Origin of the sequence: Actinomadura kijaniata NBRC 14229, assembly GCF_001552175.1 — a bacterium.
GTDB classification, from domain to species: Bacteria; Actinomycetota; Actinomycetes; order Streptosporangiales; family Streptosporangiaceae; genus Spirillospora; species Spirillospora kijaniata.
Genome location: NZ_BCQR01000024.1, coordinates 33503 through 59749, shown reverse-complemented (window position 1 = coordinate 59749; position 26247 = coordinate 33503). Strand labels below are relative to the sequence as shown.

At 71.7% G+C, this 26247-nt stretch carries 23 protein-coding genes; 5 read left to right on the top strand and 18 right to left on the bottom strand.

Annotated elements, in window-relative coordinates:
* Positions 1-169: 169 nt before the first annotated feature.
* A complete protein-coding gene (locus AKI01S_RS09085) occupies positions 170-1756 on the bottom strand; it encodes a GMC family oxidoreductase (RefSeq protein WP_083999207.1) in 1587 nt (528 codons plus the stop codon).
* A 103-nt stretch (positions 1757-1859) separates the two neighbouring features.
* Here AKI01S_RS09085 and AKI01S_RS09080 point away from each other — a divergent pair, with 103 nt between their 5' ends.
* Positions 1860-2486 (top strand): cob(I)yrinic acid a,c-diamide adenosyltransferase, encoded by a 627-nt coding sequence (locus AKI01S_RS09080; RefSeq protein ID WP_067813968.1) that lies wholly within the window; start codon positions 1860-1862, stop codon positions 2484-2486.
* 141 nt (positions 2487-2627) lie between these two features.
* The gene (locus AKI01S_RS09075) at positions 2628-3458 is read left to right on the top strand and encodes a DUF4097 family beta strand repeat-containing protein (RefSeq protein ID WP_157419734.1); all 831 of its coding nucleotides are present in this window, start codon (positions 2628-2630) and stop codon (positions 3456-3458) included.
* 78 nt (positions 3459-3536) lie between these two features.
* Here AKI01S_RS09075 and AKI01S_RS09070 read toward each other — a convergent pair whose 3' ends face one another.
* The 17 genes from AKI01S_RS09070 to AKI01S_RS08990 all read right to left on the bottom strand — a co-directional run bounded on the left by AKI01S_RS09070 (position 3537) and on the right by AKI01S_RS08990 (position 21371).
* Positions 3537-5057 carry a M28 family metallopeptidase gene (locus AKI01S_RS09070; protein WP_067813884.1) on the bottom strand — a complete coding sequence of 507 codons (1521 nt, stop codon included), beginning with the start codon at positions 5055-5057 and terminating at the stop codon, positions 3537-3539.
* A 216-nt stretch (positions 5058-5273) separates the two neighbouring features.
* Positions 5274-6782, bottom strand: a complete 1509-nt coding sequence (locus tag AKI01S_RS09065; protein WP_067813882.1) for a M28 family peptidase — start codon at positions 6780-6782, stop codon at positions 5274-5276.
* A 171-nt stretch (positions 6783-6953) separates the two neighbouring features.
* Entirely contained in the window at positions 6954-8477 is a 1524-nt protein-coding gene (locus AKI01S_RS09060) for a M20/M25/M40 family metallo-hydrolase (RefSeq protein ID WP_245681534.1), read from the bottom strand.
* 86 nt (positions 8478-8563) lie between these two features.
* Positions 8564-10060: a M28 family metallopeptidase gene (locus tag AKI01S_RS09055; protein ID WP_067813878.1), complete on the bottom strand. Its 1497-nt coding sequence runs from the start codon at positions 10058-10060 to the stop codon at positions 8564-8566.
* A 172-nt stretch (positions 10061-10232) separates the two neighbouring features.
* Complete coding sequence (locus tag AKI01S_RS09050; RefSeq protein ID WP_067813966.1) at positions 10233-10712, bottom strand: DUF2550 domain-containing protein; 480 nt, start codon at positions 10710-10712, stop codon at positions 10233-10235.
* A gap of 199 nt (positions 10713-10911) precedes the next feature.
* The gene (locus AKI01S_RS09045; protein WP_067813876.1) at positions 10912-11292 is read right to left on the bottom strand and encodes a F0F1 ATP synthase subunit epsilon; all 381 of its coding nucleotides are present in this window, start codon (positions 11290-11292) and stop codon (positions 10912-10914) included.
* Between the two features lie 81 nt (positions 11293-11373).
* Positions 11374-12807: a F0F1 ATP synthase subunit beta gene (atpD, locus tag AKI01S_RS09040; RefSeq protein WP_067813874.1), complete on the bottom strand. Its 1434-nt coding sequence runs from the start codon at positions 12805-12807 to the stop codon at positions 11374-11376.
* Positions 12808-12809: 2 nt separating this feature from the next.
* Positions 12810-13715 carry a F0F1 ATP synthase subunit gamma gene (locus tag AKI01S_RS09035; protein ID WP_067813872.1) on the bottom strand — a complete coding sequence of 302 codons (906 nt, stop codon included), beginning with the start codon at positions 13713-13715 and terminating at the stop codon, positions 12810-12812.
* A gap of 5 nt (positions 13716-13720) precedes the next feature.
* Entirely contained in the window at positions 13721-15358 is a 1638-nt protein-coding gene (atpA, locus tag AKI01S_RS09030; protein ID WP_067813870.1) for a F0F1 ATP synthase subunit alpha, read from the bottom strand.
* A gap of 42 nt (positions 15359-15400) precedes the next feature.
* Positions 15401-16219 (bottom strand): F0F1 ATP synthase subunit delta, encoded by an 819-nt coding sequence (locus AKI01S_RS09025; RefSeq protein ID WP_067813868.1) that lies wholly within the window; start codon positions 16217-16219, stop codon positions 15401-15403.
* Positions 16216-16788, bottom strand: coding sequence for a F0F1 ATP synthase subunit B (locus AKI01S_RS09020; RefSeq protein WP_067813866.1), 573 nt, complete (start codon positions 16786-16788; stop codon positions 16216-16218). Before AKI01S_RS09020 ends, AKI01S_RS09025 begins: the two co-directional genes overlap by 4 nt.
* A 40-nt stretch (positions 16789-16828) precedes the next feature.
* Positions 16829-17053 carry an ATP synthase F0 subunit C gene (gene atpE, locus AKI01S_RS09015; RefSeq protein ID WP_067813864.1) on the bottom strand — a complete coding sequence of 75 codons (225 nt, stop codon included), beginning with the start codon at positions 17051-17053 and terminating at the stop codon, positions 16829-16831.
* Positions 17054-17128: 75 nt separating this feature from the next.
* Entirely contained in the window at positions 17129-17932 is an 804-nt protein-coding gene (atpB, locus tag AKI01S_RS09010) for a F0F1 ATP synthase subunit A (protein ID WP_067813862.1), read from the bottom strand.
* A gap of 112 nt (positions 17933-18044) precedes the next feature.
* Entirely contained in the window at positions 18045-18296 is a 252-nt protein-coding gene (locus tag AKI01S_RS09005) for an AtpZ/AtpI family protein (RefSeq protein WP_083999205.1), read from the bottom strand.
* 66 nt (positions 18297-18362) lie between these two features.
* Positions 18363-18791 carry a Cg1360 family ATP-synthase-associated protein gene (locus tag AKI01S_RS09000; RefSeq protein WP_067813859.1) on the bottom strand — a complete coding sequence of 143 codons (429 nt, stop codon included), beginning with the start codon at positions 18789-18791 and terminating at the stop codon, positions 18363-18365.
* 260 nt (positions 18792-19051) lie between these two features.
* Positions 19052-20218, bottom strand: coding sequence for a glycosyltransferase family 4 protein (locus tag AKI01S_RS08995; protein WP_067813857.1), 1167 nt, complete (start codon positions 20216-20218; stop codon positions 19052-19054).
* Between the two features lie 94 nt (positions 20219-20312).
* Positions 20313-21371, bottom strand: coding sequence for a DUF2207 domain-containing protein (locus tag AKI01S_RS08990; protein ID WP_083999203.1), 1059 nt, complete (start codon positions 21369-21371; stop codon positions 20313-20315).
* Positions 21372-21568: 197 nt separating this feature from the next.
* Here AKI01S_RS08990 and AKI01S_RS08985 point away from each other — a divergent pair, with 197 nt between their 5' ends.
* The 3 genes from AKI01S_RS08985 to AKI01S_RS08975 all read left to right on the top strand — a co-directional run bounded on the left by AKI01S_RS08985 (position 21569) and on the right by AKI01S_RS08975 (position 25984).
* Positions 21569-21961 (top strand): hypothetical protein, encoded by a 393-nt coding sequence (locus AKI01S_RS08985; RefSeq protein WP_067813852.1) that lies wholly within the window; start codon positions 21569-21571, stop codon positions 21959-21961.
* A 61-nt stretch (positions 21962-22022) separates the two neighbouring features.
* Positions 22023-23942 carry a sensor histidine kinase gene (locus tag AKI01S_RS08980; protein WP_067813850.1) on the top strand — a complete coding sequence of 640 codons (1920 nt, stop codon included), beginning with the start codon at positions 22023-22025 and terminating at the stop codon, positions 23940-23942.
* 17 nt (positions 23943-23959) lie between these two features.
* Positions 23960-25984 (top strand): sensor histidine kinase, encoded by a 2025-nt coding sequence (locus tag AKI01S_RS08975; protein WP_067813848.1) that lies wholly within the window; start codon positions 23960-23962, stop codon positions 25982-25984.
* The last annotated feature ends 263 nt before the right edge of the window (positions 25985-26247 follow it).

Sequence of the window (26247 nt, the reverse complement as noted above, 5' to 3'; positions counted from 1 at the left end):
CGCCAAGGACCGCGCCAAGGCGCTGCGCGCGGAGGCCAAGGCCGCCGCCAAGGCCGCGAAGGCGCGCAAGCGGTGACACGCAGGGAACGGCGAGCACCATACGGGTGTCCGCCACACGGCCCTCACCGAGAGAGCCCCCGCCATCCCCGGCGGGGGCTCTTTCGCGTTCTCAGAGGTTCGCGGGGGCGAGCGGCGTGCGGCCCCGGATGAGGTCGGCGGCGCGCTCGGCGACGGCGATCGTGGGGGCGTTCGTGTTGCCGCGCGGGACCACCGGCATCACCGACGCGTCCACCACCCGCAGGCCCTCGACGCCGCGCACGCGCAGCTCGGCGTCGCAGACGGCGTCCTCGCCGCCCATCGCGCACGTGCTGGTCGGGTGGAACAGCGTGGCGACCTCGCGCCGCACGTGGTCGGTCAGCGCCGCGTCGTCGTCGGCCTGCTCGCCCGGCGCGAACTCCCCGGCCGTCAGCGTCCCCAGCGGCCCCGTCGCGGCGATCTCGCGGGCCTGCCGGATCCCGGCCAGCAGGATGTCCAGGTCCGCCTTCGCGGTCAGGTAGGCCGGGTCGATCAGCGGCTTGGCGTAGGGGCTGGCCGACCGCAGCGTGAGCGTGCCCCGGCTCTCGACCGCCACCGCCGTCACCATCACCGACAGCAGCCGCTGCGACGGCTCGACCAGGCCCTGCCGGATGAACGGCGTCGGCAGCACGTGGTACTGGAGGTCCGGCGCGGGCAGCCCCTCGACGGTCCGCACGAAGCCGCCCGCCTCGGCGACGTTGGAGGCGTACGGGCCGCGCGCCAGGGCCTGGTAGAGCGCGAAGTTGCGGGGCGTCGCCAGCTCCCACAGGTTCCGGTCGCGGGGGGTGGCGAACATGACGTTCACGAACGGGTGGTCCTGGAGCCCCTGCCCGACCGGGGCGTCCACCAGGACGTCGATGCCGTGCTCGCGCAGGTGGTCGGCCGGACCGACGCCCGACAGCATCAGCAGCTGCGGGCTGTTGACCGCGCCGCCGGACAGGATGACCTCGCCCTCGGCGCGCGCCTCGGTCCGCTCGCCGCGCGCCTCGTAGCGCACGCCGACGGCCCGGCCGTTCTCGATGACCACGCCGGTGGCGAGGGCGTCGGTGACGACGGTGAGGTTGTCGCGCGCCAGGGCCGGGCGCAGGTACCCGGCGGCGGTGGACCAGCGCTTCCCGCGCTTGTGGGTGACCTGGTAGAAGCCGACGCCGTCCTGCCGGTCGCCGTTGAAGTCGCCGTTGGCGGCCAGCCCGTACGCCTTGGCCGACCCCACCCACGCGCGCGTCAGCGGGTGCTTGTAGCGCAGGTCCTCCACCCGCAGCGGCCCGCCGACCCCGTGGAACGCCGACTCCCCGCGCTGCTGGTCCTCCGCGCGCCGGAAGTAGGGCAGCAGGTCGGCGTAGCCCCATCCCTCGCAGCCGAACGAGTCGCGCCAGGTGTCGTAGTCGTACCGCGCCCCGCGAATGTAGATCATCGCGTTGGTGGAGGAGGACCCGCCGAGCGTGCGCCCGCGCGGCCAGTACACGCGGCGCCCCTCGGCGTGCTCCTGCGGGACCGTCTCGTAGTCCCAGTCGTAGGGCCCCTTGATCAGCGAGGCCACGGCGGCCGGGATGTGGATCTCCGGGGCGGTGTCGGGCGGGCCGGCCTCCAGCAGCAGGACCCGCGTTCCGGGGTCCTCGCTGAGCCGGGCGGCGAGCACGCAGCCCGCGCTTCCCGCACCGACGATGATGTGGTCGTACACAGCAGGGTTCCGCACAGCCGCCTCCGGGGGCACATGACGGGCGAAGTACCCGAAACCTTACCGAACAGTTTTCCAATAACCAGTGGTGGCTAGAGTGACCGACATGGCGAAGAACAGGGAGACCCCCGTCGTGCTGTCGCGGATCTATACCCGGACCGGGGACGACGGCACCACCGCGCTCGGCGACATGTCACGCGCCGCCAAGACCGACCCCCGGCTGGCCGCCTACGCCGACGTGGACGAGGCCAACGCCGCCATCGGCGTCGCCCTCGCCATGGGCGGCCTGCCCGAGAACGTCGCCGCGACCCTCGTCCGCGTCCAGAACGACCTGTTCGACGTCGGCGCGGACCTGTCCATCCCCATCGCCCCCGACCCCGAGTACCCGCCGCTGCGCGTCACTCCCGACTACGTCGAGTGGCTGGAGGCGGCCTGCGACGAGTACAACGCCGACCTGGCCCCGCTGCGCTCGTTCATCCTGCCCGGCGGCACCCCCGGCGCGGCGCTGCTGCACGTCGCCCGCACCGTGACCCGCCGCGCCGAACGCAGCGCATGGGCGGCGATCGAGGCGCACGGCGCCTCCCCCACCGAGGGAGAGGACCTGGTGGAGGGCGGCGTCAACCCGCTGACCGCCCGCTACCTCAACCGCCTGTCGGACCTGCTGTTCATCCTGTGCCGGGTGGCCAACGCCGACCAGGGCGACGTCCTGTGGAAGCCGGGCGGAGACCGCTAGCCCGAGCACGAGCACCAACCCGCAAGGGGCGAGGGGTGGGGCTACCCCCACCCCCGAAACACCGGACCACCACCTGGCACCGCCCCCCGCAAGCCCGAGAAGCTGAAGGACGACGGACCGAGTGGCGGGGTGGGAGACGACGTGAGGACCCTGACGGGCACGACGGTGCTGGCCGCCGCGACGGTGGCGCTCACCACGATGGCACTGACCGGATGCGGCAACGTCGACTTCGGCACCGAGACCGGACAGCGCACCTATGACGTGACCGAGAAGGTCGACGCCATCAGGGTGAACGGCGGCGGCGCGGTGGAGGTCACCGGCTGGGACTCCCCCACCGTCCAGGTCCATGAGAAGACCCGCTGGTCCAACGACAACAACAAGCCCGACGCCCGGCACGCGGTGGACGGCGGGACGCTGAGCCTCACCACCAGGTGCGCCCGCACCGTGATCGGTTACAACGCCTGCGGCGTGTCCTACGAGGTCCGGGTGCCCCGGTCGGCGGCGGTGAGCGTTCACACCGACGACGGAACGGTGCGCGTGTCCGCGCTGAAGGGCGCGCTCACGCTGCGCACCGACACCGGGAGGATCATCGCCACGGGTCTGGACACGCCCTCGCTGAACGCCGTCGCCGAGGACGGCGACATCCGGATCGACGGGCGGGCGCGCACCGCCGAGCTGCGCACCGACACCGGCGGCATCCTGGCCAAGGGCCTGCGCGCCGACCACGTCAACGCGCGCACCGGCGACGGCGCGGTCCACCTGGCGTTCGCCGCCGCGCCGACCGTGGTGCGGGCCCGCACCGACACCGGGTCGGTGCACCTGAAGCTGCCCGTCGACGTCGGCTACGCGTTCTCCACCTCGACCGACACCGGTTCCCGGCACATCGACCGGGCGTTCAGGCGCGACAACGGGTCCGCCCACCGCGTCACCGTCACCACCGGCGACGGCTCGATCAGCATCAACCCCGCCTGACCAGCACAAGTTCACCCCCGAACGGCACGGGGCCGCGCCCGGAAACCGGACGCGGCCCCGTTCCTCCGGGGTGGTGGGTCAGCGAACGACCTTGCCGCCCTTCCAGATGGGGGCGTGGGTCTGGGCGCGCAGCGCGCGCGCCTTGCGGGCCTCGCCGTTGACCGGCAGCGTGCTGCGCGCGAACCGCTGCGTCGCGTGCGCGGCGCCGTCGCTCAGCTGGTCCAGGGCGGTCCAGCTGATGTTCTTCATGCCGTCGCAGGCGGCGTGGTAGCACGGGTCGTAGGGCTGGCCCGCGGTGCCGCCGTAGATCTTGGCCTGCTCGGGGGTCTTGATGCCCTCGGCGCCGGAGAACAGGCCGCCCGCCGGGATGCCGCTCTCGATGAAGGGCCCGTAGTCGGAGCGCCCGTCGAACGCCGTCGGCTCGGTCTTCAGGCCCCGCTTGGCGAAGTAGTCCACGAAGGTCTTCTCGATCGCGCCGGAGCCCGCGGGCGGGACGGTCGGGTTGCCCAGCGAGTTGTCGCCGTCGTAGACGAACCGCACGAAGTTGGTGGAGCCGAGCATGTCGAAGTTCAGGTTGAGCGCGATCTTCGACTTCTCGGCGGCCGGCAGGGTGTCCACGTAGTGGGTCGAGCCGAGCAGCCCGGCCTCCTCGGCGCCCCACCAGGCGAAGCGGACCTTGTTCTTCAGGCCCTTCTTGCCGAGCTTGTGGGCCTGCTTGGCGATCGCGAGGATGGCCGCCGAGCCGGAGCCGTTGTCGTTGATCCCGGCGCCGTCGTGCACGCTGTCGAGGTGCGCGCCGACGACCACGACGTTGTCGGAGCGGCCCCACTTGGTGTCGGCGAGGACGTTGTAGGTGGGCCGGGAGACGTTGCGGGTGTCGGACTTCAGCCGCACCTTCAGCGTTCCGGCCTTGGCGGAGGCCGCCAGCTCGTTGCCGATCTTGTAGGTGGTGCCCAGGACCGGGAACGGCGCGGGCTCGCTGAGACCGAAGACGGCGGGCGGGTCGTTGGGGACGTCGGCCCCGGTGCGCTGGTAGATGATGACGCCGGAGGCGCCCGCGGCGGCGGCGTTCTTGGCCTTGTCGCCGAAGACGCAGGTGCCGCGGCGGATCAGCGCGATGTTGCCCTTGGGGAAGTTCGCGAAGTCCGACATCTCACAGCCGGAGCTGCCGCCGGGGCCATGGTCGCCGTCCAGGTCCACGGGGGTGACCTTGGCGGTGACGTCGCCGCTGCCCGAGTACTCGTAGGTGCCGTACTCGGTGCCCGCCTTGTAGCTCACCTTGTTGGGCTCGACCTGCTCGAACGCGCCGGGGCCGAGCTGGTCGAACACCCAGAACGGGAAGCTCTGCACCTTGGGGTCGTAACCGGCCTTCTTGAGCTGGCTGACGACGTACTTCACCGAGATGTCGTAGCCCGGACGTCCCGACTGGCGGTTCCCGCCGTTGTAGTCGGAGATCTGCTGGAGGGCCTGCAGGTGCTTGCGGATGTCCTTGACCGTGACGAGCTTGGCGAGGTCGGGGGCGCTGGCCGCGTTCGCCGTCGGGACCGTGACGGCGGAGACGGCGAGGAGGGCCGCCGCGCCGATCGCGATTCTGCGCAATGTCGCTCCTGTCGGTTGTGGCGGGGGGAGAGGGGTGCCTGGATCGTGGCATTTGCCCCCTTACACAACAAGAGTCGATCTTGTGAAGGTTGTGTCACGAGCGCATCACGGGCCACCGCACGGCACAGGACCCCAGGGCACGGGCCCCCAAGGCACAGGGCCCCGTCCGGAAGCGGACGGGGCCCTGCGTCACGAGCCGGGAACCGGTCGGGCCGGTCAGCTCAGGCTGTGGCCGTGCGCGGGCGCCGGGGTCAGGCGCACCGAGCGCTTCGCCACGCGGCGGCTGGCCTCGCCGTTGACCTCCAGCGTGCTCCTGGCGAACCGCTGGGCCGCGAACGCGACACCGTCGAGCGTGGTGTCGAACAGCTTGCGGTCCACGTTCTTCAGCGTGTCGCAGGCCTGGTGGTAGCAGGGGTCGTAGACCTTGCCCGCCTCACCGCCGAACAGCTTGACCTCCTCGGGGGTCTTGACGCCGTCGGCGCCGCTGTCGATGCCGCCCGCCGGGATGCCGTTCTCGATGAACGGCCCGTAGTCGGAGCGGCCGTTGAACTCGGACGGGACGGTCGGCAGCTTCCGCTTGGCGTAGTAGCCGTTGATGATCTTCTCGATGGCGCCGGAGCCCGCGGGCGGGTTGGTGCCCGCGCCGAGGGAGTCGTCGCCGTCGTAGACCGCGCGGACGCCGTTGACCGAGCCCAGCATGTCGTAGTTCAGGTTGAGGGCGATCTTGGCCTTGTCGGCGGCCGGCAGGTTGTTGACGTAGTACGTCGAGCCGACCAGCGAGATCTCCTCGGCGCCCCACCAGGCGAAGCGGACCTTGTTGCGGATCTGCTTCTTGCCCAGCTTGTGGATCTTCTGGGCGACCGCCAGGATCGCGGCCGAGCCGGTGCCGTTGTCGTTGATGCCCGGACCCTCGGGAACGCCGTCCAGGTGCGCCCCGACGACCACCACGTTGTCGGAGCGGCCCCACTTGGTCTCGGCGATCACGTTGTGGGTCTTGCGCTTCTCGTTGCGGGTCTCGGACTTGACGCGCAGCCGCAGCGTGCCCGCCTGGGCGGACGGGATGAGCTGGCGGCCGATCTGGTGGGTCACCGACAGGGTGGGCAGCCCGGGAGGCGCTCCCATGGTCGCGCCGGTGATCGGGCCCGGGGCGTCGGGGCGGTTGTACATGACGACCGCCGAGGCCCCGGCCGCCTTGGCGTTCTCGGCCTTGACGATCAGGTTGCAGGTGCCGCGCTGGATCAGCGCGATGTTGCCCTTGGGGAAGCCGGAGAAGTCCTCGGCCTCGCAGCCGGAGGAGCCCGCCTGGCCCTCGGCGGGGACGTCCACGGCCGTCACGGCGGCGGTGACGTCGCCGGCGCCGGAGTAGTCCATGGTGTTGTACTCGGTGTCGACCTTGTAGGCGACCTTGTTCGGGGCGGTCTGCTCCAGCGCCCCGTTGCCGAGCTGCTTGTAGTAGTCGAAGGGGAACTCCTGCAGCTTCGGCTGGTAGCCCGCCTTCTTGAGCTGGCTGACGACGTACTTCACCGAGACGTCGTAGCCGGGCTCCCCGGCGGCGCGGTTGCCGCCGTTGTACTTGGCGATCTGGGAGAACGCCTTCAGGTGCTTGTCGGCGTCCTTGAGGGTCACCAGCTTGGCCAGGTCCGGCGCGGCGGCCGCGTGGGCCGTGGGCGCCGCGACCGTGGACACCGCGACGACGGCCGCGGCGGCGAGAGCGAACCTACGCAATATGCGCTCCTCTGAGGGGGGAGTTCAACTGGGCGAAAAGCCGGATTTAAGCTCAGAGGTGGCAAGAGTAGATATTGCTTCGGTTTTGTCTCGGTTAGGCCACAAATCTTGGGAAAAAGAGAGGCCGCGCCCGGAAGGGCGCGGCCTGCGTCGTCGCGGACGACCGGCGGATCAGCGGACCTGACGGTCCCCCACCCACGCGAACGGGCCGGGTCCGGCCGCCCGGAGCGCACGCGCCCGCTTGCGGACGTCGCCGTTGACCGGCAGCGCGCCCCCGGCGAACCGCTGGACCGCGAACGCGACCCCGTCGACATGGGTGTCCAGCAGCTTCCAGTCGACGTTCCCGATGGTGTCGCAGCCCTGGTGGTAGCACGGGTCGTACGGCTCCCCCGCCCGGCCGCCGAACAGCCTCGCCTGCTCAGGGGTCTTCTTCAGCTCGGCGCCGGAGAACAGCCCGCCCGCCGGGATGCCGGCCTCGATGAACGGCCCGTAGTCGGACCGGCCGCTGAACTCGGTCTCCACCACGGGCAGCCTTCGCCTGGCGTAGTAGTCCCGGAAGGTCTTCTCGATCGCGCCCGAGCCCGGCGGCGGCTTGGCGCCGTTGGACCCGGTCGAGCCGTCGCCGTCGTAGACGCCGCGGACGCCGTTGACCGAGCCGAGCATGTCGAAGTTCAGGTTCAGCGCGATCTTCGACCGCTGGGCGGCCGGCAGGCTCTTCACGTAGGCCCTGGAGCCCCGCAGGCCCTCCTCCTCGGCGCCCCAGAACGCGAAGCGGACCCGGTTGCGGATCTGCTTCCTCCCCAGCTTGTGGATCTTCTGGGCGACCGCCAGGACCGCCGCCACGCCGGTGCCGTTGTCGTTGACGCCCGCGCCGCCGGGAACGCTGTCCAGGTGCGCCCCGACCACCACGACGTTGTCGGGCCGCCCCCACCGGGTGTCGGCGATGACGTTGCTGCTGCGATGCCTGACGTACCTGGAGTCGGCCCTGATCCGCAGCCGCGGCGTCTCCTCGCGCGCCGCGTCGAGCAGGTCCGCGCCGACCTCGCGGGTGACGAACACGGCGGGCAGCGGGCGCGGGGCCTCCAGCGACGGCCGGACCAGGCCGCCCTGGCCGGGGCGGTTGTAGATCACCACGGCGGACGCGCCCGCGGCCCTGGCGTGGTCGGCCTTCACCACGAAGTTGCAGGTGCCGCGCTGCACGAGCGCGATGTTCCCCCTGGGGAAGCCCGCGAAGTCCTCCGCCTGGCAGCCCGCGTCGCCGACCCCGCCGTCGGCGGGCACGTCCACGGGGGTGACCCCCGCGGTCACGTCACCGGATCCGGAGTGCTCGATCACCGCGTAGTCGGTGCCGTGCTGGTAGGCCGCCTCCCCGGGCGCGACCCGGGTCAGCACCGGCGGCATCCTGGGCTCCCAGCGCTGGAACGTGAACGGCCGCACCGCCGGCCTGAACCCCGCCTTCCTGAGCCGGCCGACCACGTACTTCACCGAGGCGTCGTAACCGGACCGTTCCATGGCCCGGTCGCCGCCGTTGTCCTCGGCGATGGCCTGGAGGCTCTCCAGATGCCGGCGGACGTCCTTGGCCGTGACCGACCGGGCCAGGTCGGGGCCCGCCGCGGCGGGCGGGACCGTCAGGGTCACCGGCAGCAGGGCCACCGGCAGCGCGACCACGGCCCCGAGGGCGAACTTGCGCAACACGCGCTCCTGTCAGATCGGCGCGACGGACGGCGAAGGGCCGCGTCCGTTCCCGGACGCGGCCCTCGTCATCGCGGAGACGACGGCGGTCAGTAGACCGCGCGGTCTCCCTTGTACTGCATCGCCGGGCCGCGCAGGCTCCGGACGCGTCGTGTCTCGCCATTGACGGGCAAAGTGCTCTTGGCGAACGCCTGGGTCGCGAACGCGACACCGTCGGCGTGCGTGTCCAGCAGCTTCCAGTCGATGTTCTTGATGGTGTCGCAGGCCTGGTGGTAGCACGGGTCGTACGGCTGGCCCGCGGTGCCGCCGAACAGCTTCGCCTGCTCCGGCGTCTTGATCACTTCGGCGCCGGAGAACAGGCCGCCCGCCGGGATGCCGACCTCGATGAACGGCCCGTAGTCGGAGCGGCCGCTGAACTCGGTCTCGATCGTGGGCAGCTTGCGCTTGGCGTAGTAGTCGGCGAACGTCTTCTCGATCGCGCCCGAGCCCACCGGCGGCACCGTCGGGTTCTGCCCGCTGGAGTTGTCGCCGTCGTAGATGCCGCGGATGCCGTTGATCGAGCCCAGCATGTCGAAGTTCAGGTTCAGCGCGATCTTGGCCCGCTCCTCGGCGGACAGGCCCGCCACGTAGGCCGTGGAGCCCCGCAGGCCCTCCTCCTCGGCGCCCCACCAGGCGAAGCGGACCTTGTTGCGGATCTGCTTCTTGCCCAGCTTGTGGATCTTCTGCGCGGCGGCGAGGATCGCGGCCGAGCCGGTGCCGTTGTCGTTGATGCCCGGACCCTCGTGGACGCCGTCCAGGTGCGCGCCGACGACCACCACGTTGTCGGAGCGGCCCCACTTGGTCTCGGCGATCACGTTGGTGCTCTTCTTGGTGACCTCGGCCAGGTCCACCTTCAGCCGCAGCTTCAGGCCGCCCGCCTGGGCCAGCTTCGCCAGCTCGCCGCCCAGCTCACGGGTCGCGAACGCCACCGGGATGTCGCGCTTGCCGTTCAGCAGCGGGTTGAGCAGGCCCGGCTCGTCGGGGCGGTTGTAGAACACCACGGCCGAGGCGCCGGCGGCCTTGGCGTTGTTGAACTTCTGCTCGAACGGGCAGGCGCCGCGTTGGATCAGCGCGATGTTGCCCTGGGGGAAACCGGCGAAGTCGGCCGCCTCGCAGCCGGCGTCGCCGACCTGGCCCGGCGCGGGCACGTCCACGGCGGTCACGGAGGTGTTGACGTCGCCGTTGCCCGTCTCACCGGACAGCGTGAAGTCGGTGCCGAGCTTGTAGGCGGCCTGGTCCGGCGCGGTCTGCGCCAGGACGGTGGGGGTCTTCTCCTCCACGGAGGTGTAGGAGAACGGCTGCACCGTGGGCGTGAAGCCGGCCTTCTTGAGCTGGCTGACCACGTACTTCACCGAGATCTCGTAACCCGGCGTCTCGACGGCCCGGCTGCCGCCGTTGTAGTCGGAGATGGTCTGCAGGCTCTGCAGGTGCTTACGGACGTCCTTGAGCGTGACCAGCGAGGCCAGATCGGGCGCGGCCTCGGCCGGCGGGACCGTCACCAGGGTGGCGGCCAGCACGGCGGCGGCTCCGATGGCGAGCTTGCGCAACGTGCACTCCTGTCGATCGGGGGGAGAACAGAGTGATGGAGCGGAAGCGGGGTGATGCAGCATGAAGTTGCACAGGATGCGCCGATCAAAGCGTTGATGACCGATTCGCTACAAGGTCCGCGACCTCGCTGAGACCTTTTCGTGACCGGTTCGGTAGGGGGAACCGGAACCCTCAGTCCAGGCCCTCGGTGGGGACGTCCACCGGGAAACCGGGCGGCGCGGCCTCCAGCCACGACAGGAAGCCCGTCAGCGCCGCCGAGCCCATCGCCAGCTCCATGGCGGCGTCGCCGTCGCGGACCTCGATGATGCTGACCTCGGGCAGCAGCCCCTCGGCCTCGGCGGGATCCGGCTCACGCCGCCCCGCCACGACAAGACCCCGGCGGTGGATCACCTGCCGGGGTCTGCCACGGAAACCGAACACGCGGTGCCACTGGAGCACGTCGCCCTTGTAGCGGCCGATGCCCAGCCGCCACGGGCCGGACTCCTCGCCGGACCCGCCGGGCGACGGGAGCGTCCGCAGGCTGCACTCGACCGCGCCGCCGCCGCGTACCAGCAGCCAGCGGCGCAGCGACATCAGGGCGAACAGGAACGCGACCAGCAGCACGACACCGGCCAGCACCACGCCGGCGTCCAGAGCCAGTTGCCCGGTCACGTCCCCCCGCCGTTCTCGCCTGCGCGCGGCGCCCCGGGTGAGGCGCACCGCGCGCGTTCCACGAAGAGCGCGACGGCGGGCCGTGCGGCCCGCCGGTCACGGTCGAAGCTTCGGTCCGGCCCGAGCGGTCCCGCCGGGTGGGCGGGACGCACCGGACCGGGGAGGCGTCGCCCCTCGCGGGGCGCTGTCCCCTCTCGGGTCACGCCTCCGCGCCGGCCGCGCGCAGGCGCGCCCGCGCCCGCCGCTCGCCGACGGTGTCGTTCTCGGACTGGGCCCGCGACAGCGCCTGGCGGGCGTGCTCGCGGTCCACCTCGGTGCCCAGCTCGGCCTGCTCGGCCAGCACCGACACCTCGTTGTCGGCCACGGAGAAGAAGCCGCTGCCGACCGCCGCGGTGATCCACTCGCCGCCGTCGGCGGGCTCGATCTTCACCTCGCTGCCGTCCAGCAGCACGCCCAGCACCGGGGCGTGGCCCGGCATGATGCCGAGCTGGCCCTCGACGGTCTGCGCGACCACCATCCTGGCCTCGCCGGACCAGACCTCGCGCTCGGGCGAGACCAGGCCGACCTTCAGGGTTGCCACGTTCGTTCCTCCGGATTCTGGAGCGGACCGGAGGGACCGGACCGGCGCCCGTCGGCGGCGGGCCGGTCCCTCCGGAGCGGACTACTTCTCCAGCTCCTTGGCCTTGCGCTCGACATCCTCGATGCCGCCGCACATGAAGAAGGCCTGCTCGGGGATGTGGTCGTACTTGCCCTCGGTGAGCGCCTTGAACGAGGCGACCGTCTCGTCCTTCGGCACCGTGACACCGGGCTGGCCGGTGAACTGCTCGGCCACGTACATCGGGTGCGACAGGAAGCGCTCGATGCGACGGGCCCGGTTGACGGTGACCTTGTCCTCTTCGGACAGCTCGTCGATACCGAGGATCGCGATGATGTCCTGGAGCTCCTTGTACTTCTGGAGGATCCGGCGGACTTCCTGCGCGACCTCGTAGTGCTCCCGGCCCAGCACCTGCGGGTCCATGATCCGGGAGGACGAGTCCAGCGGGTCCACCGCCGGGAAGATGCCCTTCTCGGAGATGGCCCGCGAGAGCACGGTCCGCGCGTCGAGGTGCGCGAACGTGGTGTGCGGCGCCGGGTCGGTGATGTCGTCCGCGGGGACGTAGATCGCCTGCATGGAGGTGATCGAGTGACCGCGGGTCGAGGTGATGCGCTCCTGGAGCACACCCATCTCGTCGGCCAGGGTGGGCTGGTAACCCACCGCGGACGGCATGCGGCCCAGCAGGGTCGACACCTCGGAACCGGCCTGGGTGAAGCGGAAGATGTTGTCGATGAACAACATCACGTCCTGCTTCTGGACGTCCCGGAAGTACTCGGCCATGGTCAGGCCCGACAGGGCGACGCGCAGACGCGTGCCCGGCGGCTCGTCCATCTGGCCGAACACCAGGGCGGTGTCCTTCAGGACGTCGGCCTCGTCCATCTCGACCCAGAGGTCGTTGCCCTCACGGGTGCGCTCGCCCACACCGGCGAACACCGAGGTGCCACCGAAGTTGCGGGCGACGCGACGGATCATCTCCTGGATGAGGACCGTCTTGCCCACACCGGCGCCACCGAACAGACCGATCTTCCCGCCCTTGACGTAGGGCGACAGCAGGTCGATGACCTTGATGCCGGTCTCCAGCATCTCGGTCCGCGACTCCAGCTGGTCGAACGCCGGGGGCTTGCGGTGGATGGCCCAGCGCTCGTTGATCTCCAGGGACGCGGTGGGGACGTCCAGGGTCTCCCCCAGCGCGTTCCACACGTGGCCCTTGGTGATGTCGCCGACCGGCACCGAGATCCCGGCGCCGGTGTTGACGACGGCCGCGCCGCGCGTCATGCCGTCGGTCGGCTGCATCGAGATGGCGCGGACCAGGTTGTCACCCAGGTGCTGGGCGACCTCCAGGGTCAGCGTCTTGGTCTCCGCGCCGAGGGTGACGTCCACCTTCAGCGCGTTGTAGATCTCCGGAATGGCGTCGGCGGGGAACTCCACGTCGACGACCGGGCCGATGACCCGGGCGACGCGCCCGGTGGCCGTCGCCGTCTCCTCTACCTGAGTAGTCATTCTCACTCCCCGCCAGAATCGGCGAGCGCGTCAGCGCCACCGACGATCTCGCTGATTTCCTGGGTGATCGCAGCCTGCCGCACCTGGTTCATCTGGCGCGTGTAGACACCGATCAGTTCGTTGGCATTGTCGGTCGCCGACTTCATCGCGCGACGCCGTGCGGCGTGCTCGGAGGCGGCCGACTGGAGCAGCATGTGGAAGATGCGGCTCTCGATGTAGTTGGGCAGCAGCAGGTCCAGCGCCGCGCCCGCCGACGGCTCGAACTCGTAGGCGGGCAGGACGTCGACCTTGGCCTCCGCCTCGTCGCGCTCGACGACCTCCAGCGGGAGCAGCCGGCGCACCTGGACCTGCTGGGTCAGCATCGAGACGAACTCGGTGTAGACCACGTGGATCTCCCCGACGCCGCCGTTCTCGTCGGTCTTCAGGAAGTCCTCGGCCAGGCGGCGTCCGATCTCCTCCGCCTTGGGGAACGTCGGGCGGTCGCTGAAACCGCTCCACGTCTCGACCATCTCCCGGTCCCGGAACCGGTACCAGGTGATGCCCTTGTTACCGACCACGTAGGGGACGGGCTCGCGCCCCTGCTCGCGCAGGCGCGCCATCAGAGCCTCGGCCTCACGGATGACGTTGGCGTTGTAGCCGCCCGCGAAGCCGCGGTCACTGGTGATCACCAGGACCGCGCTCCGCCTGTCCTCCGGCTGCTCGTTCAGCAGCGGGTGGTCGATCCCGACGTGGTGGCTCACCAGCGCGGACAGGGCCTGGACGATCTGCTCGGCGTACGGCTTGGACGCCTCCATCGCCTGCTGGGCCTTGACGATGCGCGAAGTCGCGATCATCTCCTGGGCACGCGTGATCTTGGCGGTCGACTGGACCGACCTGATCTGCTGCCGCAGTTGCCGAAGCTGGGCCATCTAGGTCAGTCCTTCTTGACGCGGGTGATCGTCTCCTGCTGGACGTCCTCGTCGGCGATGGGCTCGACCGACTCGTCCTCGCCCAGCAGCTTGCCCTCGCTGGTCTCGAAGCCCTTCTTGAACCCCGTGATGGCGTCCTTGAGGGTGGTCAGACCGTCGTCGGTGAGCTGGCCGGTCTCGCGGATGCCCGGCAGCAGCCCCGAGTGCTGGCGCTTCAGGTAGTCCAGGAACTCGCGCTCGAAGCGGGCGATGTCACCGACCGGGACGTCGTCCAGCTCGCCGGAGGTGCCGGCCCACACCGAGACGACCTCCTCCTCGACCGGGAACGGCGAGCCCTGCGGCTGCTTGAGCAGCTCGACCAGGCGGGCGCCGCGCTCCAGCTGGGCGCGGGAGGCCGCGTCCAGGTCGGAGGCGAAGGCCGCGAAGGCCTCCAGGTCACGGAACTGCGACAGGGACAGACGCAGGGTGCCGGCGACCTTGCGCATCGCCTTGATCTGCGCCGAACCGCCGACTCGGGACACCGAGATACCGACGTTGATGGCCGGCCGGACGCCCTGGTTGAACAGGTCCGTCTCCAGGAAGCACTGGCCGTCGGTGATCGAGATGACGTTGGTCGGGATGAACGCCGAGACGTCGTTGCCCTTGGTCTCGATGATCGGCAGGCCGGTCATCGAGCCGCCGCCCATGTCGTCCGACAGCTTCGCGCAGCGCTCCAGCAGACGCGAGTGCAGGTAGAAGACGTCACCGGGGTACGCCTCACGGCCCGGCGGGCGGCGCAGCAGCAGCGACACCGCGCGGTAGGCCTCGGCCTGCTTGGACAGGTCGTCGAAGACGATCAGGACGTGCTTGCCCTGGTACATCCAGTGCTGGCCGATCGCCGACCCGGTGTAGGGGGCGATGTACTTGAAGCCCGCGGGCTCGGACGCCGGGGCCGCCACGATCGTGGTGTACTCCAGCGCGCCGGCCTCCTCCAGCTGGCGGCGCACGTTCGCGATCGTGGAGCCCTTCTGGCCGATCGCGACGTAGATGCAGCGCACCTGCTGCTTGGGGTCGCCGGTCTCCCAGGCTTCCTTCTGGTTCAGGATGGTGTCGATGCAGACCGTGGTCTTGCCGGTCTGCCGGTCACCGATGATGAGCTGGCGCTGGCCACGGCCGATCGGCGTCATCGAGTCGATGGCCTTGATGCCGGTCTGCAGCGGCTCCTTGACCGACTGCCGCTGCACGACGGTCGGGGCCTGCAGTTCCAGCGCACGACGCTCGGTCGCCTCGATGGCGCCCTTGCCGTCCAGCGGGTTGCCCAGCGCGTCCACGACGCGGCCGAGGAAGCCGTCGCCGACCGGGACCGAGAGGACCTCGCCGGTCCGGCGGACCTTCTGGCCCTCCTCGATCTTGCTGAAGTCACCCAGGACAACAGCGCCGATCTCACGCACGTCCAGGTTCAGAGCCAGGCCACGGGTGCCGTCCTCGAACTCCAGGAGTTCGTTGGCCATCGCGGAGGGCAGGCCCTCGACGTGGGCGATACCGTCGCCGGAATCGACAACGGTGCCGACCTCATCGCGCGCGGCGGCCTCAGGCTCGTACGACTGGACGAAGCGCTCCAGCGCGTTCCGGATCTCGTCCGGACGGATCGTCAGCTCCGCCATGATTCCTCTCTTGCTCCCTTTGGGGTCAGCTCGTCAGCTTGGTCAGCTCGCGAGCCGCCGGCGGACGTCGTCCAGCCGTCCGGCGATCGTGCCGTCGATGATCTCGTCCCCGATCTGGATCGACAGGCCGCCGATCGTGCTGGGGTCGAGCTCGATGTTCAGGTGTACTTCGTGCCCGTAGGCCGCGGCGAGCACCGCGGCCAGCCGGGTGCGCTGCTGCTCGCTCAGTTCCACCGGGGTGCGTACGAGCGCGACCAGGCGCTGGCGGCGCTGGGCCACCAGACGGCCGTACTCGGCGAGCCCACCTTCCAGGCTACGTCCTCGCGGACGGAGCGCCAGCTCGGTGATCAGCGTGAGCGCCGACGGGGTGACCTTGCCCTCCAGCAGCTCGGTCACCAGCCCCAGCTTGCGCTCGTCCGGCAGGCCCGGGCCCGACAGCGCGCCGCGCAGCTGCGGCTCGCCCTCGACGACCCGGGAGAACCGGAACAGCTCGTCCTCCAGGTCGTCCAGCCGGCCCTGCCCCTCGGCGCGCGCGGACTCGGCGGTGACCGCGAGGACCTCCACCGCGTCCGCCAGCTCCGACGGCTTGGACCAGCGCAGCCGCACGACGTCGGCGACCAGCTCGAGAGCGGCCGGCGAGACCTTGCCCTCGAGCAGGACCTGGACGAGCCGCGCCTTGTCGGCGCCGTCCCGGGACGGGTCGGAGACCGCCCGTCGCAGGCCGTGCTCGCGGTCGATCAGGTGCAGCACCGCGAACAGGTCGCCGCCCAGCGTGTCCAGGTCGGCCTGCGGAAGGACCGCCTCCAGCCGTTCCCTGGCCTCGGCCAGCGACGCCCTGCTCACCGCTCCCGTGATGGTCATGATGTGATCTGCTCCTGCGTACGAGCGCGCTCCTCGAGTTCCTCGAGGAACCGGTCGACGACGCGGCTCTGGCGGGCGCTGTCCTCCAGGGACTCGCCGACCACACGGCCGGCCAGCTCGACCGACAGCGCGCCGATCTCGGCGCGCAGCGACTGCAGCGCCTGCTGCCGCTCGGCCTCGATCTGCGCCTGCGCGGCCTCGGTGATGCGCCGGGCCTCGGCCTGGGCCTGCTCCTTCATCTCAGCGATGATCGCAGCGCCCTGCTCGCGGGCCTCCTCGCGCAGGCGGGAGGCCTCGTGCCGGGCCTCCTTGAGCTGCTCGTTGTACTTGGCGAGCAGCGCCTGCGCCTCTGCCTGGGCGTCCTCGGCCTTCTTGAGACCGCCCTCGATGGCCTCGGTGCGCTCCTCCAGCGTCTTGCGGATCGCCGGAACGAGCTTCCAGCCGACCAGCGCCAGCACGATCAGGAACGCGAGCGTGCCGACGACCAGCTCGGCCGGCTCCGGGGCCAGCGGGCTGTAGTGCTGCTGCCCCTCCTGGGCCGCGACGGACGCGGCCAGCAGGTTCGTCATGAGGGTTCCGCCTTCCTCTTATGTAGTGGGAAGGAGTCGGTTACTGGTGCACGAAGGGCACGACGAAACCGATGAGCGCCAGCGCCTCGGTGAGAGCGAAGCCCAGCAGCATGTTCTGGCGGATGACGTTGGTCAGCTCCGGCTGGCGGGCGATGGCCTGCACACCCTGACCGAAGATGATGCCCACGCCGATACCGGGGCCGATGGCGGCCAGACCGTACGCGATGGAGCCGAGGTTGCCGGAGACGGCGGCGATGGCGGACATTCGCACTTTTCCTTTTCACTCGACCGGTGGGGCGTTCTTCCCACCGGAGGGTTGCTAGCGGGTGTGGTTGGTCTATCAGTGGTCAGCGTGCAGCGAGCTGTTGATGTAGCTCGCGGCCAGCAGGGTGAAGATGAAGGCCTGCAGGCTCTGCACGAAGATCTCAAAGGCGGTCATGACGATGGTCATGACGAAGCCGACGACGCCGACACCCGCACCCAGCGGGGTGAGCTTCTCGGCCAGGAACCACCAGGCGACGGTCGCGAAGAACGCGATCAGCAGGTGGCCCGCGAACATGTTCGCGAACAGTCGGACGGCATGCGTGAACGGCCGCAGAATAATCGTCGACAGGAACTCGATCGGCGCGAGGATGACGTACAGCGCCTTGGGCAGGCCGGGCGGGAACATGACGTTCTTGAAGTAGCCGACCAGGCCCTGGTGCTTGATGCCGAGGAAGAGCATCATTCCGTAGACGGCCAGCGCCAGCACGATCGGGATGGCGATGTGCGAGGTCGCCGGGAGCTGCAGCACCGGGATGACGCCCGCGTAGTTCATGAACAGGACGAAGAAGAACGTCGAGAACAGGAACGGCATCCACCTGTCGCCGTCCTTGCCCAGCATCGGCCGCGCGACCTGGTCGCGGACCAGCAGGTAGGCGACCTCACCGACGTTCTGGACGCCGCGGGGCACCAGCTTGGGGTTGCCGAACGCGCGCCAGGCGAACAGGATGACGGCCAGCGCGGCCAGGATGACGATGAGGGTCGGCTTGGTCAGCCACGCCAGCCCCGCCTGACCTTCGAAGATCGGCTTCCAGTCGAAGATATGGAGACCTGGGGCCTCGAACTTATCTCCGCTCCCAGAGGCGAGGAGTCGCGCGCTCACGCGGCAGTCCCTTCGTCAGTGACTCTGCAGGTCAGTCGGTGGTACATCGAATGCGTGCCCGAGGGCCGCAGGGGCATTCCGAAGTCGGTGCCGGTCCGTTCCGCCCGTCGCGTCAGGAGCGACCGTAGCGGTGGTAGACCAGGTAGAGCGCTAGAGCAAGGCCCACCAGAACTCCGATGGGGAGCAGCGCCGAGGTGCCCAGCCAGCGATCCAGCAGCCAGCCTAGGCCGCCGTAGACCGCCATCCCGCTGAGGATGTAGCTGGGGATGGACCAGGCGGCGTTGGCGAAGCCTCGGTGGTCCGACTCGTCGGACCCCGGATCGTCGGGCCGGTGCCCCTCCTCGCTCATCGCAGGACGGACCATAGCAGGCCACCCCCCTGATGGTCATATTGGAGTAGTCCATTGCGGACCTCCGTGACCGGACCGTCATCACGGGCTCCGGTCGGCGGTGGTCTTGGCGTCCTCGGCCGGGTCGACGTAGAGCGTCTTGACCTTCAGCGAGGCGCGGATCTCGGCGCCGATCCAGACGAGGGTCAGCGCGATCACGGTGTAGGCGAACACCTTGGGGTTCCAGGCCGTGGCGTCCTTGAACGCGGCGATCAGCGCGAACATCACCAGCAGTTTGGTGATGTAGCTGAACACGGCGGCGGCGAACATCATCTGCGGCGAGATCTTGGAGGCGTAGCTCACCGCGACGACGCTGATGGTGAAGAAGGCGAGCACGGTGATCGTGCCGAGCGCGGCACCCAGCATCCCCTTGGACCCCGCGAGCACCAGTCCGACCACGAGGGCCACGATGCCGGCGAGACCAGAGGGGAGCGCGGCGCCGCGGAGGATCCGGGCGTCAGTCGAATGCATGTGGGCTCCGGCTGGTCACGTTCAGTGTTCGTCCCTTGCTAGTGAAAGGTATCACAAGCGTCCAGAACGCCCGCAATTACCCTTGATGTAACGGGAACGGGGCTCGCGTCCCCATCCACGCCGTCACCGTCACCGCCCGGCATGGTTCGCATCACGGACTGTAGCCCAGGTCAACGAACGGGTTCCGGAGAACGGGCCGTGACGCGCGCGCGTTACGGCCCGTGGACACGGCGAAGAGGTTACCCGCCGGTCGGGGGTCCTCAGACCGGTTCGTGGGAGCGCGGCACCGGGGGGACGGGCCGGGGGGCCACGTCCGGCGCGGTGCGGCGGGCCGCCATGCGCGGGAGCGCGACCATCAGCACCATCCCGACCACCCCGACCGTCAGGGTGCCCCCCGCCACCAGCGTCGTGGAGGGCACCACCGCTATGCCGACCAGCCCGACGGCCAGCAGCGACACCCAGAAGTACATGATCAGCACGGCGCGGCGGTGCGAGTGGCCGAGCTCCAGCAGCCGGTGGTGCAGGTGCAGCTTGTCCGGCGCGAACGGCGACATCCCCTGGTTGGTGCGCCGCCACACCGCCAGCAGCATGTCCAGGAACGGCACCGCCGCGACGGCCGGGACCAGCAGCAGCGGCACCCAGAACGGGAACAGCCCGTACTCGCCGAGCAGCGTCGGGTCGAAGTTGCCGGTGAGCAGGATCGTGGAGGAGCTCAGCAGCAGCCCGATCAGCATCGAGCCGGTGTCGCCCATGAAGATGCGGGCGGGGTTGAAGTTGTGCGGCAGGAAGCCCGCGCACATGCCGACCAGGATCGCGGCGGTCAGCGTCGCGCCGTCCAGCGTGGTCAGGCCGTTGGACTTCGACAGCAGGTAGGCGTAGGAGAACAGCGCCAGCGCGGCGATCCCGACGACCCCGGCGGCCAGGCCGTCCAGGCCGTCGATGAAGTTCACCGCGTTGATCGTGGCGACCACCACGAACACCGTCAGCGGGACGCCGTAGGAGGGCGGCAGCGACAGCGGCTCGCCGTTGGGCATCGGGATCACGTAGAGCTGCACGCCCTGCATGATCAGGATGCCCGCCGCGGCGACCTGCCCGGCGAACTTGGTGAGGGCGTCCACGCCCCAGCGGTCGTCGGCGATGCCGACCAGCACGATCAGGCCGCCCGACAGCAGCAGCGCCTTGCCGACGTTGACGTCAGCGGAGGCCAGCACCTTGCGCATCTCCGGCAGCCCCGTGGCGACCACCAGCGCCGCGACCATGCCGCCGAACATCGCCAGCCCGCCCAGCCGGGGCGTCGGGATGACGTGCACGTCGCGGTCGCGCGGCGCGGCCTGCGCGCCGAACCACACGGCGAACCGCCGCACGGCCGGGGTCAGCAGGTAGGCCACGAGGGCGGCGACCAGAATGGTGAGCAGGTACTCCCGCACTCCCGCTGCCTCCCCCTCGTCAACGACCTCAATCCGACAGACGTCCGGGGACCGCGTCGCGGTTCACTCCGGCCGTGTCGGGCCAACTCTATTCCTACCGCCCGTTGACCGTTGCGTGATCCGATGCGCCACTCCGGTGGACATGGGTCACGGCGGCCCCCAGAACGCCCAACGCGATCCCTATCACGGACATGTCCCCCACCCCGTACTCCCAGGGCCCGTCGGCCACGACCTCGGTTCCGGCGTCGGCGACCACCAGGGCGATCCCCGATGTGAGCAGCAACGCCCCGGGCCGCCGCCCGAGTTCCCGGATCCGCTCGCGCCGCCGCGCGACCAGGGCGGTCCCGCCCAGCGCGAGCGCGAGCGCGGCCGGCCCGAGCCAGGTGCCCCGCCAGTGCGGGCGGGCGTAGCGCGGCGGCGGGACGGCGACCGCGCCGCGCGGCAGCCGCACCCGGACGACCATCCCCTCGCGGGGCCGCAGCCCGGTCTGGGTGAAGTCCACGGCGAACGGGCCGTCGCGGTGCCGCAGGCAGCGGGTCACGGCGGGCGGCCGCCCGGCGTGGCAGGCGGCCTTGCGCAGCGGGACCGGGGCCTCCACCCGCACGGCGGCCTCGCCGATCGGCACCTCCCAGGTGTCGCCGACCGCGTCCCACACCAGCTCGTCGCGGTCGGGATGGCGGGTGAACGCCCCGGCCACCTCGTACTCGATCACGTAGGCCTGGCGTCCGCGCACCTTGCGGCCCTCGTCGCCGACCCTGATGCGCACGGAGTTCGGCATGCGCAGGGTGGCGGCGCGGGCGGGCGCGCCGGTGGAGGAGCCGCTGCGGACGTTCCGCACCTCGTACAGCCGCCGCCCCTTGCGATAGGGGACGCGCCGGATGACGCCGCGCCCGCCGTCGGCGGTGAAGTCGTAGGTGATGGTCTCGCGGACCCGCAGGACCGCGTCGGACCCGATCGCGAGCCGCACGTCGAACGTGGGCACGCTGTCGCGGAACAGGACCCGCCCGTCCCCCGCGCCCACCGCGCCCACCGCGCGCGCCGTGCCCGCCGTCTCCGGCCCGGCCGCGTCGGCGCGGGCGGGCAGCCCGAAGACGACGGTCGCCAGTAGGACTCCCGCCGCCGCGAGCATCCCTCCGCCGTGCCTCTGGGGCATTGCCGATCACCGCCGGTAATCCCGGCGTAACAAGCCGATTGCTCTACGTAATTTCCGGTCGCTCTCCGCATAGGCTACGTGGCGTGTCCACCGCCTCGCAGTCCACTTCCGCACCCCGGTGCCTGTGTGCCCTGGCGTGCGGCGCATGCCTGGCCGTGTCCGCGGTGACCTGCGTCACGTCCTGTGCCCGTGGGCCGGTGCTGTCGGAGTCGGCCGTCCGGCTGCGCACCGACGTCGCGCTGGTGCTCGACCACAGCGCCCGCCGGTTCGGCGTACAGCCCCGCGCCCTGGCCGACCAGTCCGTCCCGTGCGGTGACGGCCTCGCCCGCCGCACCCTGCGCGCCGAGGTGCGGCTGCCGTCCGGAGCGCCGCCCCGCGCGCTGATCGACCAGGCCACGGCGCTGTCGCTGGACGCCTCGGCGCAGCGCGGCTACCGGCTGACGGGCCCGCCGAGCGGGCCGCGCCGCGACCGCTCGTTCACGCTGACCCGCGCCGTCCCGCAGGTGACGCTGACGGTGCGGCTGCGCGGCGGCCGCCACCCGACGATGACCCTGGACGGCACCACCGCGTGCCTTCCGGACGACACCTGAGGGACGGACCTGACATAGTTCCATGCCCGTGAGGGGCGTCGACGGAACCAGGTGGCCGCGCGTGGCCGACCTCGCCGTCCCCGCCGCGACGGCGACGATCCTGCTGTGGCTGACGAGGGGCCTGGCCGCCGAGCCCGGCGCCGAGCCGACCTCCTTCCAGTGGACGGCGACGGTCGTCACGGTCGTCGTAACGTGCGCCGCGCTGGTGTTCCGCCGGTGGGCGCCCGTCCCGGTGTTCGGCGTGGTGCTGGTCACCGCGGCCGCGGGCGCGCTGCTGATCGGCCATCCCGACACCGTCGTCTACGGGCTCGTCGAGGTGGTCGCGTTGTACTCGGTGGCCGTGCACCTCGACCGCCGGACCGCGACGCTGGGCGGGTGCGCGGCGTTCGCGGTCGCGTTGATGCTCGGCGTTCCGGTGCGGGCCGGTCCGCAGAGCCTGCTGGCCGAGCTGGTGCTGGACGCCGCGCTGTACATGGCGGTCGTCGCGTGCGGGCAGTTGCGGCGGCAGCGGAAGGCGCGCCGCCGGGAACTGGCCGCGCGGCTGGCCGCCGCCGACGCCGAACGCCGCGCCGCCGCCCTGGCCGAACGCCACCGCCTGGCCCGCGACCTGCACGACGTCGCCGGGCACCATCTCAGCGCGGTCGTGGTGCACAGCGGCGCCGTCGCGGGCGTCGGGGACCCGGAGCTGGCGCGGCAGGCGCTGGGCGCGGCGGCCGAGAAGGGCCGCGAGGTGCTCAAGTCGCTCAGCCGCCTGGTCGACGTGGTGGGCGCGCAGTCGGTGGACGGCGACCTGCGGACGGTGCTGCCTCCGCTGTGCCGGGGGCTGTCGGAGTTCGGGGTGCCGGTCGCGCTGGAGGTGGAGGGCCGGGCCCGGCGGGTGCCGCCGGAGGTCGGGTTCGCGGCGTACCGGATCGTCCAGGAGGCCCTCACCAACGCCGTGCGGTACGCGGCCGGCGCGCCGGTCCGGGTGACCGTCCGCTACGTGCCGGGCTCGCTGGAGCTCACCGTCGTCAACGACGCGCCCTCCGGCGGGGGGACCGCCCCGGGACTCGGCTCCGGCCGGGGCGTCGCCGGGATGACCGAGCGCGCGACCGAACTCGGCGGCACGCTCCGGGCGGGTCCGGACGCGGCGGGCGGCTGGACGGTCGCCGCCGCGCTGCCGACCGGCGGCGGCCCGCACCGGGGACCGGGCTGGGACGAGGCCCTGGACGCGGCCGCGATCGCGATGTGCGCGGGGCTGCCGCTGGTGGCGTTCACCCCGCCCGACCCCCTCGTGCGGGGCTTCCCCGGCTGGGCCGTGCCGCTGGTCGCGGCGGCGCTGGTCGCCCGGACCGCCCCCCTGTGGTGGCGGCGGCGCGCGCCCCGGATCGCGGTGGCCGCCCTCGCCGTGACGACGCTGGTGTTCGGGATGGCGACCGCGCTGTGGCGGCCGGACCTGCTGCCGGTGCTGATGCTCGGCTGCGGCGCGGAGATGGTCGCGGTGTACTCGGCCGCCTGCTACGGCGGCCGGACCACGCCGACCTGGCCCACCGCCCTGGTCGCCGCCGCGCCGTGGGGCGTCGTGCTCGGGCTGGTGACGGTGGAGCCCGCCGCCGCCCGCGAGGACCTCGCCCTCGTCCTCCTGTACGGGCTGCTGGCCGGGGGGACGGCGGTGACGGTGGCGCTGCTGCCGTTCTGGGCGTGGGGCCGGCTGGTCGCCGCCCGCAGCCGCCACTGGGAGACCGAGGCGCTGGCGACCATGGCGGCCCACACCGGCCGGGCCGTGCTCGCCGAACGCGACCGCGTCGCGCGGGGCCTGCGCGGCGGCGTCCTGGACCACACCGGGCGGCTGGTCCGGGTCGCCGAGGCGGGCCTGGCCGGGGACGCCGACGACCGGCGGGCGGCGTTGACGGCGGCGGCCGACGAGGCGCGCGCGGCGCTGACCGGGATGCGCGCCCTGCTGGCCGCCATGGAGGAGCCCGGGTCCGCCGGGCGGCCTTAAGGTCGGTACCGGGGACCGTGACCGAACGGAACGAGGGGATGCCCGAACGGGACGCGCCGCGCGGCGGCTGGCCGAGCACGGCCGACTTCGCCGTGCCCGCGCTGCTGGCCGCCGTCCAGCTCGCCGGGACCCGGGCGGTGCCCGCGCTGGACGACACCGGCGGCGGGCCGCTGGCGCGGTGGCAGTGGATGGTCGCCACCGTCTGCGTGCTGCTGTCGTGCGTCGCGCTGATCTGGCGGCGGGTGGCCCCGGCGCGGGTGCTGGCGGCGACCGTGCTGGCCGGCGGCGCCGGGGTGCTGCTGATCGGCCGCGCCGACACGCTGGTCGGCGGGGTCGCCGACGGGGTCGCGCTGTACTCGCTGGCGGTCCACCGGGGACGGCGGGCCACGGTGCTCGGCGCGCTGGCCGCGTGGGCGACGGCGTTCCTGATGTACCTGCCCGACCGCCAGGGCGCCGGCGACGTCGTCATGAACGAGGTGTTCAACGGGCTGTTCTACATCGCCGTCGCCGCGCTCGGGCAGGTGCGGAGGCAGCACAAGGCGCGCCGCCGGGAACTGGCCGCCCAGCTGGCCGCCGCCGACGCCGAGCGCCGCGCCGCCGCGGCCGCCGAACGCGACCGCCTGGCCCGCGACCTGCACGACGTCGCCGGGCACCACCTCAGCGCGGTCGTGGTGCACAGCGGCGCCGCGGCCCGCGTCGGCGACCCGGACCTGTCCCGGCAGGCGCTGTCGGCCGCCGCCGACACCGGCCGCGACGTGCTGGACGCGCTGACCCGGCTGGTGGACGTGGTCGGCCCGGAGAGCGACGGCGAGGGCCTGGAGGAGCTGCTGCCGCCGCTGTGCCAGGGGCTGACGCGGCTCGGCGTGCCGGTGTCGCTGGCGTTCGAGGGCCGCGCCCGGCGGGTGCGCCCGCAGGTGGTGACCGCCGCCTACCGGATCGTCCAGGAGGCCCTCACCAACGCCATGCGGTACGCGCCCGGCGCGGCCGTGAACGTCGAGGTGAACTGCTCCTCCGGCGCGGTGCGGGTGTCGGTCGTCAACGCCCCGCCCGCCGACGAGTCGCCCGTCACGACCCTCGGCGGAGGCCGGGGCATCGAGGGTATGCGCGAGCGCGCGGAGGCGTTCCACGGCACGCTCAGCGCCGGGCCGACGCCCGCGGGCGGCTGGGCCGTCGAGGCGGTGCTGCCCACCGCCCCGGCGGGCGGGCGGCGCGGGCTCGGCTGGCCGGAGGTGATCGACGGGATCGTGCTGACGTTCTGCGCGGCGCTGCCGTCGCTGCTGGCGTTCGCGCCGCCCGACGCGGTGCTGCGCGGCTGGCCGCTCGCCGGGGGCGCGGCCGTGGTGGCGGGGCTGACGCTGCGCGCGGCCCCGCTGTGGTGGCGGCGCAGCCACCCCTACCGGACGCTGCTGACCCTGACGGCGGTGGACTGCGCGGCGGCGGGGCTGCTCGCGCCGTACTCGCTCGACCTGGTCGTGCTGCTGATGATCGGCCTCCCGGCGGCGATGTTCGCGGTGTACGCCGTCGGCCGCTACGCGACCGGCCGCCCGACCTGGCCCGCGCCGTTCGTCGCGGTCCTGGCCTGGGGGGCGCAGTTCGGGGTGCTGCTGGCGTTCGGCGACGAGACCGCGTCCCGGGAACGCGTTCCGGTGCTGGTGTTCGGGATCCTCATGGGGTACGGGTTCGGGCTGCTGGTGCTGCTGCCGTTCTGGGCGTGGGGCCGCACCGTCGCCCGCCGGGGCCGCCGCTGGGAGGCCACCGCCCTGGCGACGATGGCGGCCCGCACCGGCGAGGCCGTCCTCGCCGAACGGCACCGCGTCGCCCTGGGCCTGCGCGGCACGGTCCTGGACCACACCAGCCGCCTGGTCCGCGCCGCCGAGGCGGGCCTGGCCGGCTCCACCGAGGACGCCGCCGCGGCACTGTCAGCGGTGGCCGACGAGGCGAGGGCCGCCCTGATGGACATGCGCGCCCTGCTGGACGCGATGCAGGAGGACACCGCGCCCCCCTATGACAATCCCCACAACCCCGCCCCACCCCTATCTTGATCATTTGTCCCGGTGCGGCCTGGAGAACAACCGACCCGTTTCGATCGAACACGGGATCGCCGGACCGACACCCCCTCCGGGCAGGCCGAGGCCAACCGCCTTTGACACCTACTGCCCCTTTCCGACCCGAGCGGAACAATGCGAATTTCGTCGCACTCCCAGAGACATAAAGGCCGCACATGCTCCGGCGAGCTTCCCGCTACGGCATTCCGGTTATCCCAGAATCAATCTCCTTCAGGAAGAAATATGCGTCGTCTCGCCAC

What these genes read in the sequence shown, in the direction of transcription:
- AKI01S_RS09035 (WP_067813872.1), bottom strand. Translation starts at nt 13,715, where the DNA reads ATGGCCCAGCTTCGGCAACTGCGGCAGCAGATCAGGTCGGTCCAGTCG.
- AKI01S_RS09000 (WP_067813859.1), bottom strand. Translation starts at nt 18,791, where the DNA reads ATGCATTCGACTGACGCCCGGATCCTCCGCGGCGCCGCGCTCCCCTCT.
- AKI01S_RS09080 (WP_067813968.1), top strand. Translation starts at nt 1,860, where the DNA reads ATGGCGAAGAACAGGGAGACCCCCGTCGTGCTGTCGCGGATCTATACC.
- AKI01S_RS09025 (WP_067813868.1), bottom strand. Translation starts at nt 16,219, where the DNA reads ATGACCATCACGGGAGCGGTGAGCAGGGCGTCGCTGGCCGAGGCCAGG.
- atpA (WP_067813870.1), bottom strand. Translation starts at nt 15,358, where the DNA reads ATGGCGGAGCTGACGATCCGTCCGGACGAGATCCGGAACGCGCTGGAG.
- AKI01S_RS08990 (WP_083999203.1), bottom strand. Translation starts at nt 21,371, where the DNA reads ATGCCCCAGAGGCACGGCGGAGGGATGCTCGCGGCGGCGGGAGTCCTA.
- AKI01S_RS09005 (WP_083999205.1), bottom strand. Translation starts at nt 18,296, where the DNA reads ATGGTCCGTCCTGCGATGAGCGAGGAGGGGCACCGGCCCGACGATCCG.
- AKI01S_RS09020 (WP_067813866.1), bottom strand. Translation starts at nt 16,788, where the DNA reads ATGACGAACCTGCTGGCCGCGTCCGTCGCGGCCCAGGAGGGGCAGCAG.
- atpE (WP_067813864.1), bottom strand. Translation starts at nt 17,053, where the DNA reads ATGTCCGCCATCGCCGCCGTCTCCGGCAACCTCGGCTCCATCGCGTAC.
- atpD (WP_067813874.1), bottom strand. Translation starts at nt 12,807, where the DNA reads ATGACTACTCAGGTAGAGGAGACGGCGACGGCCACCGGGCGCGTCGCC.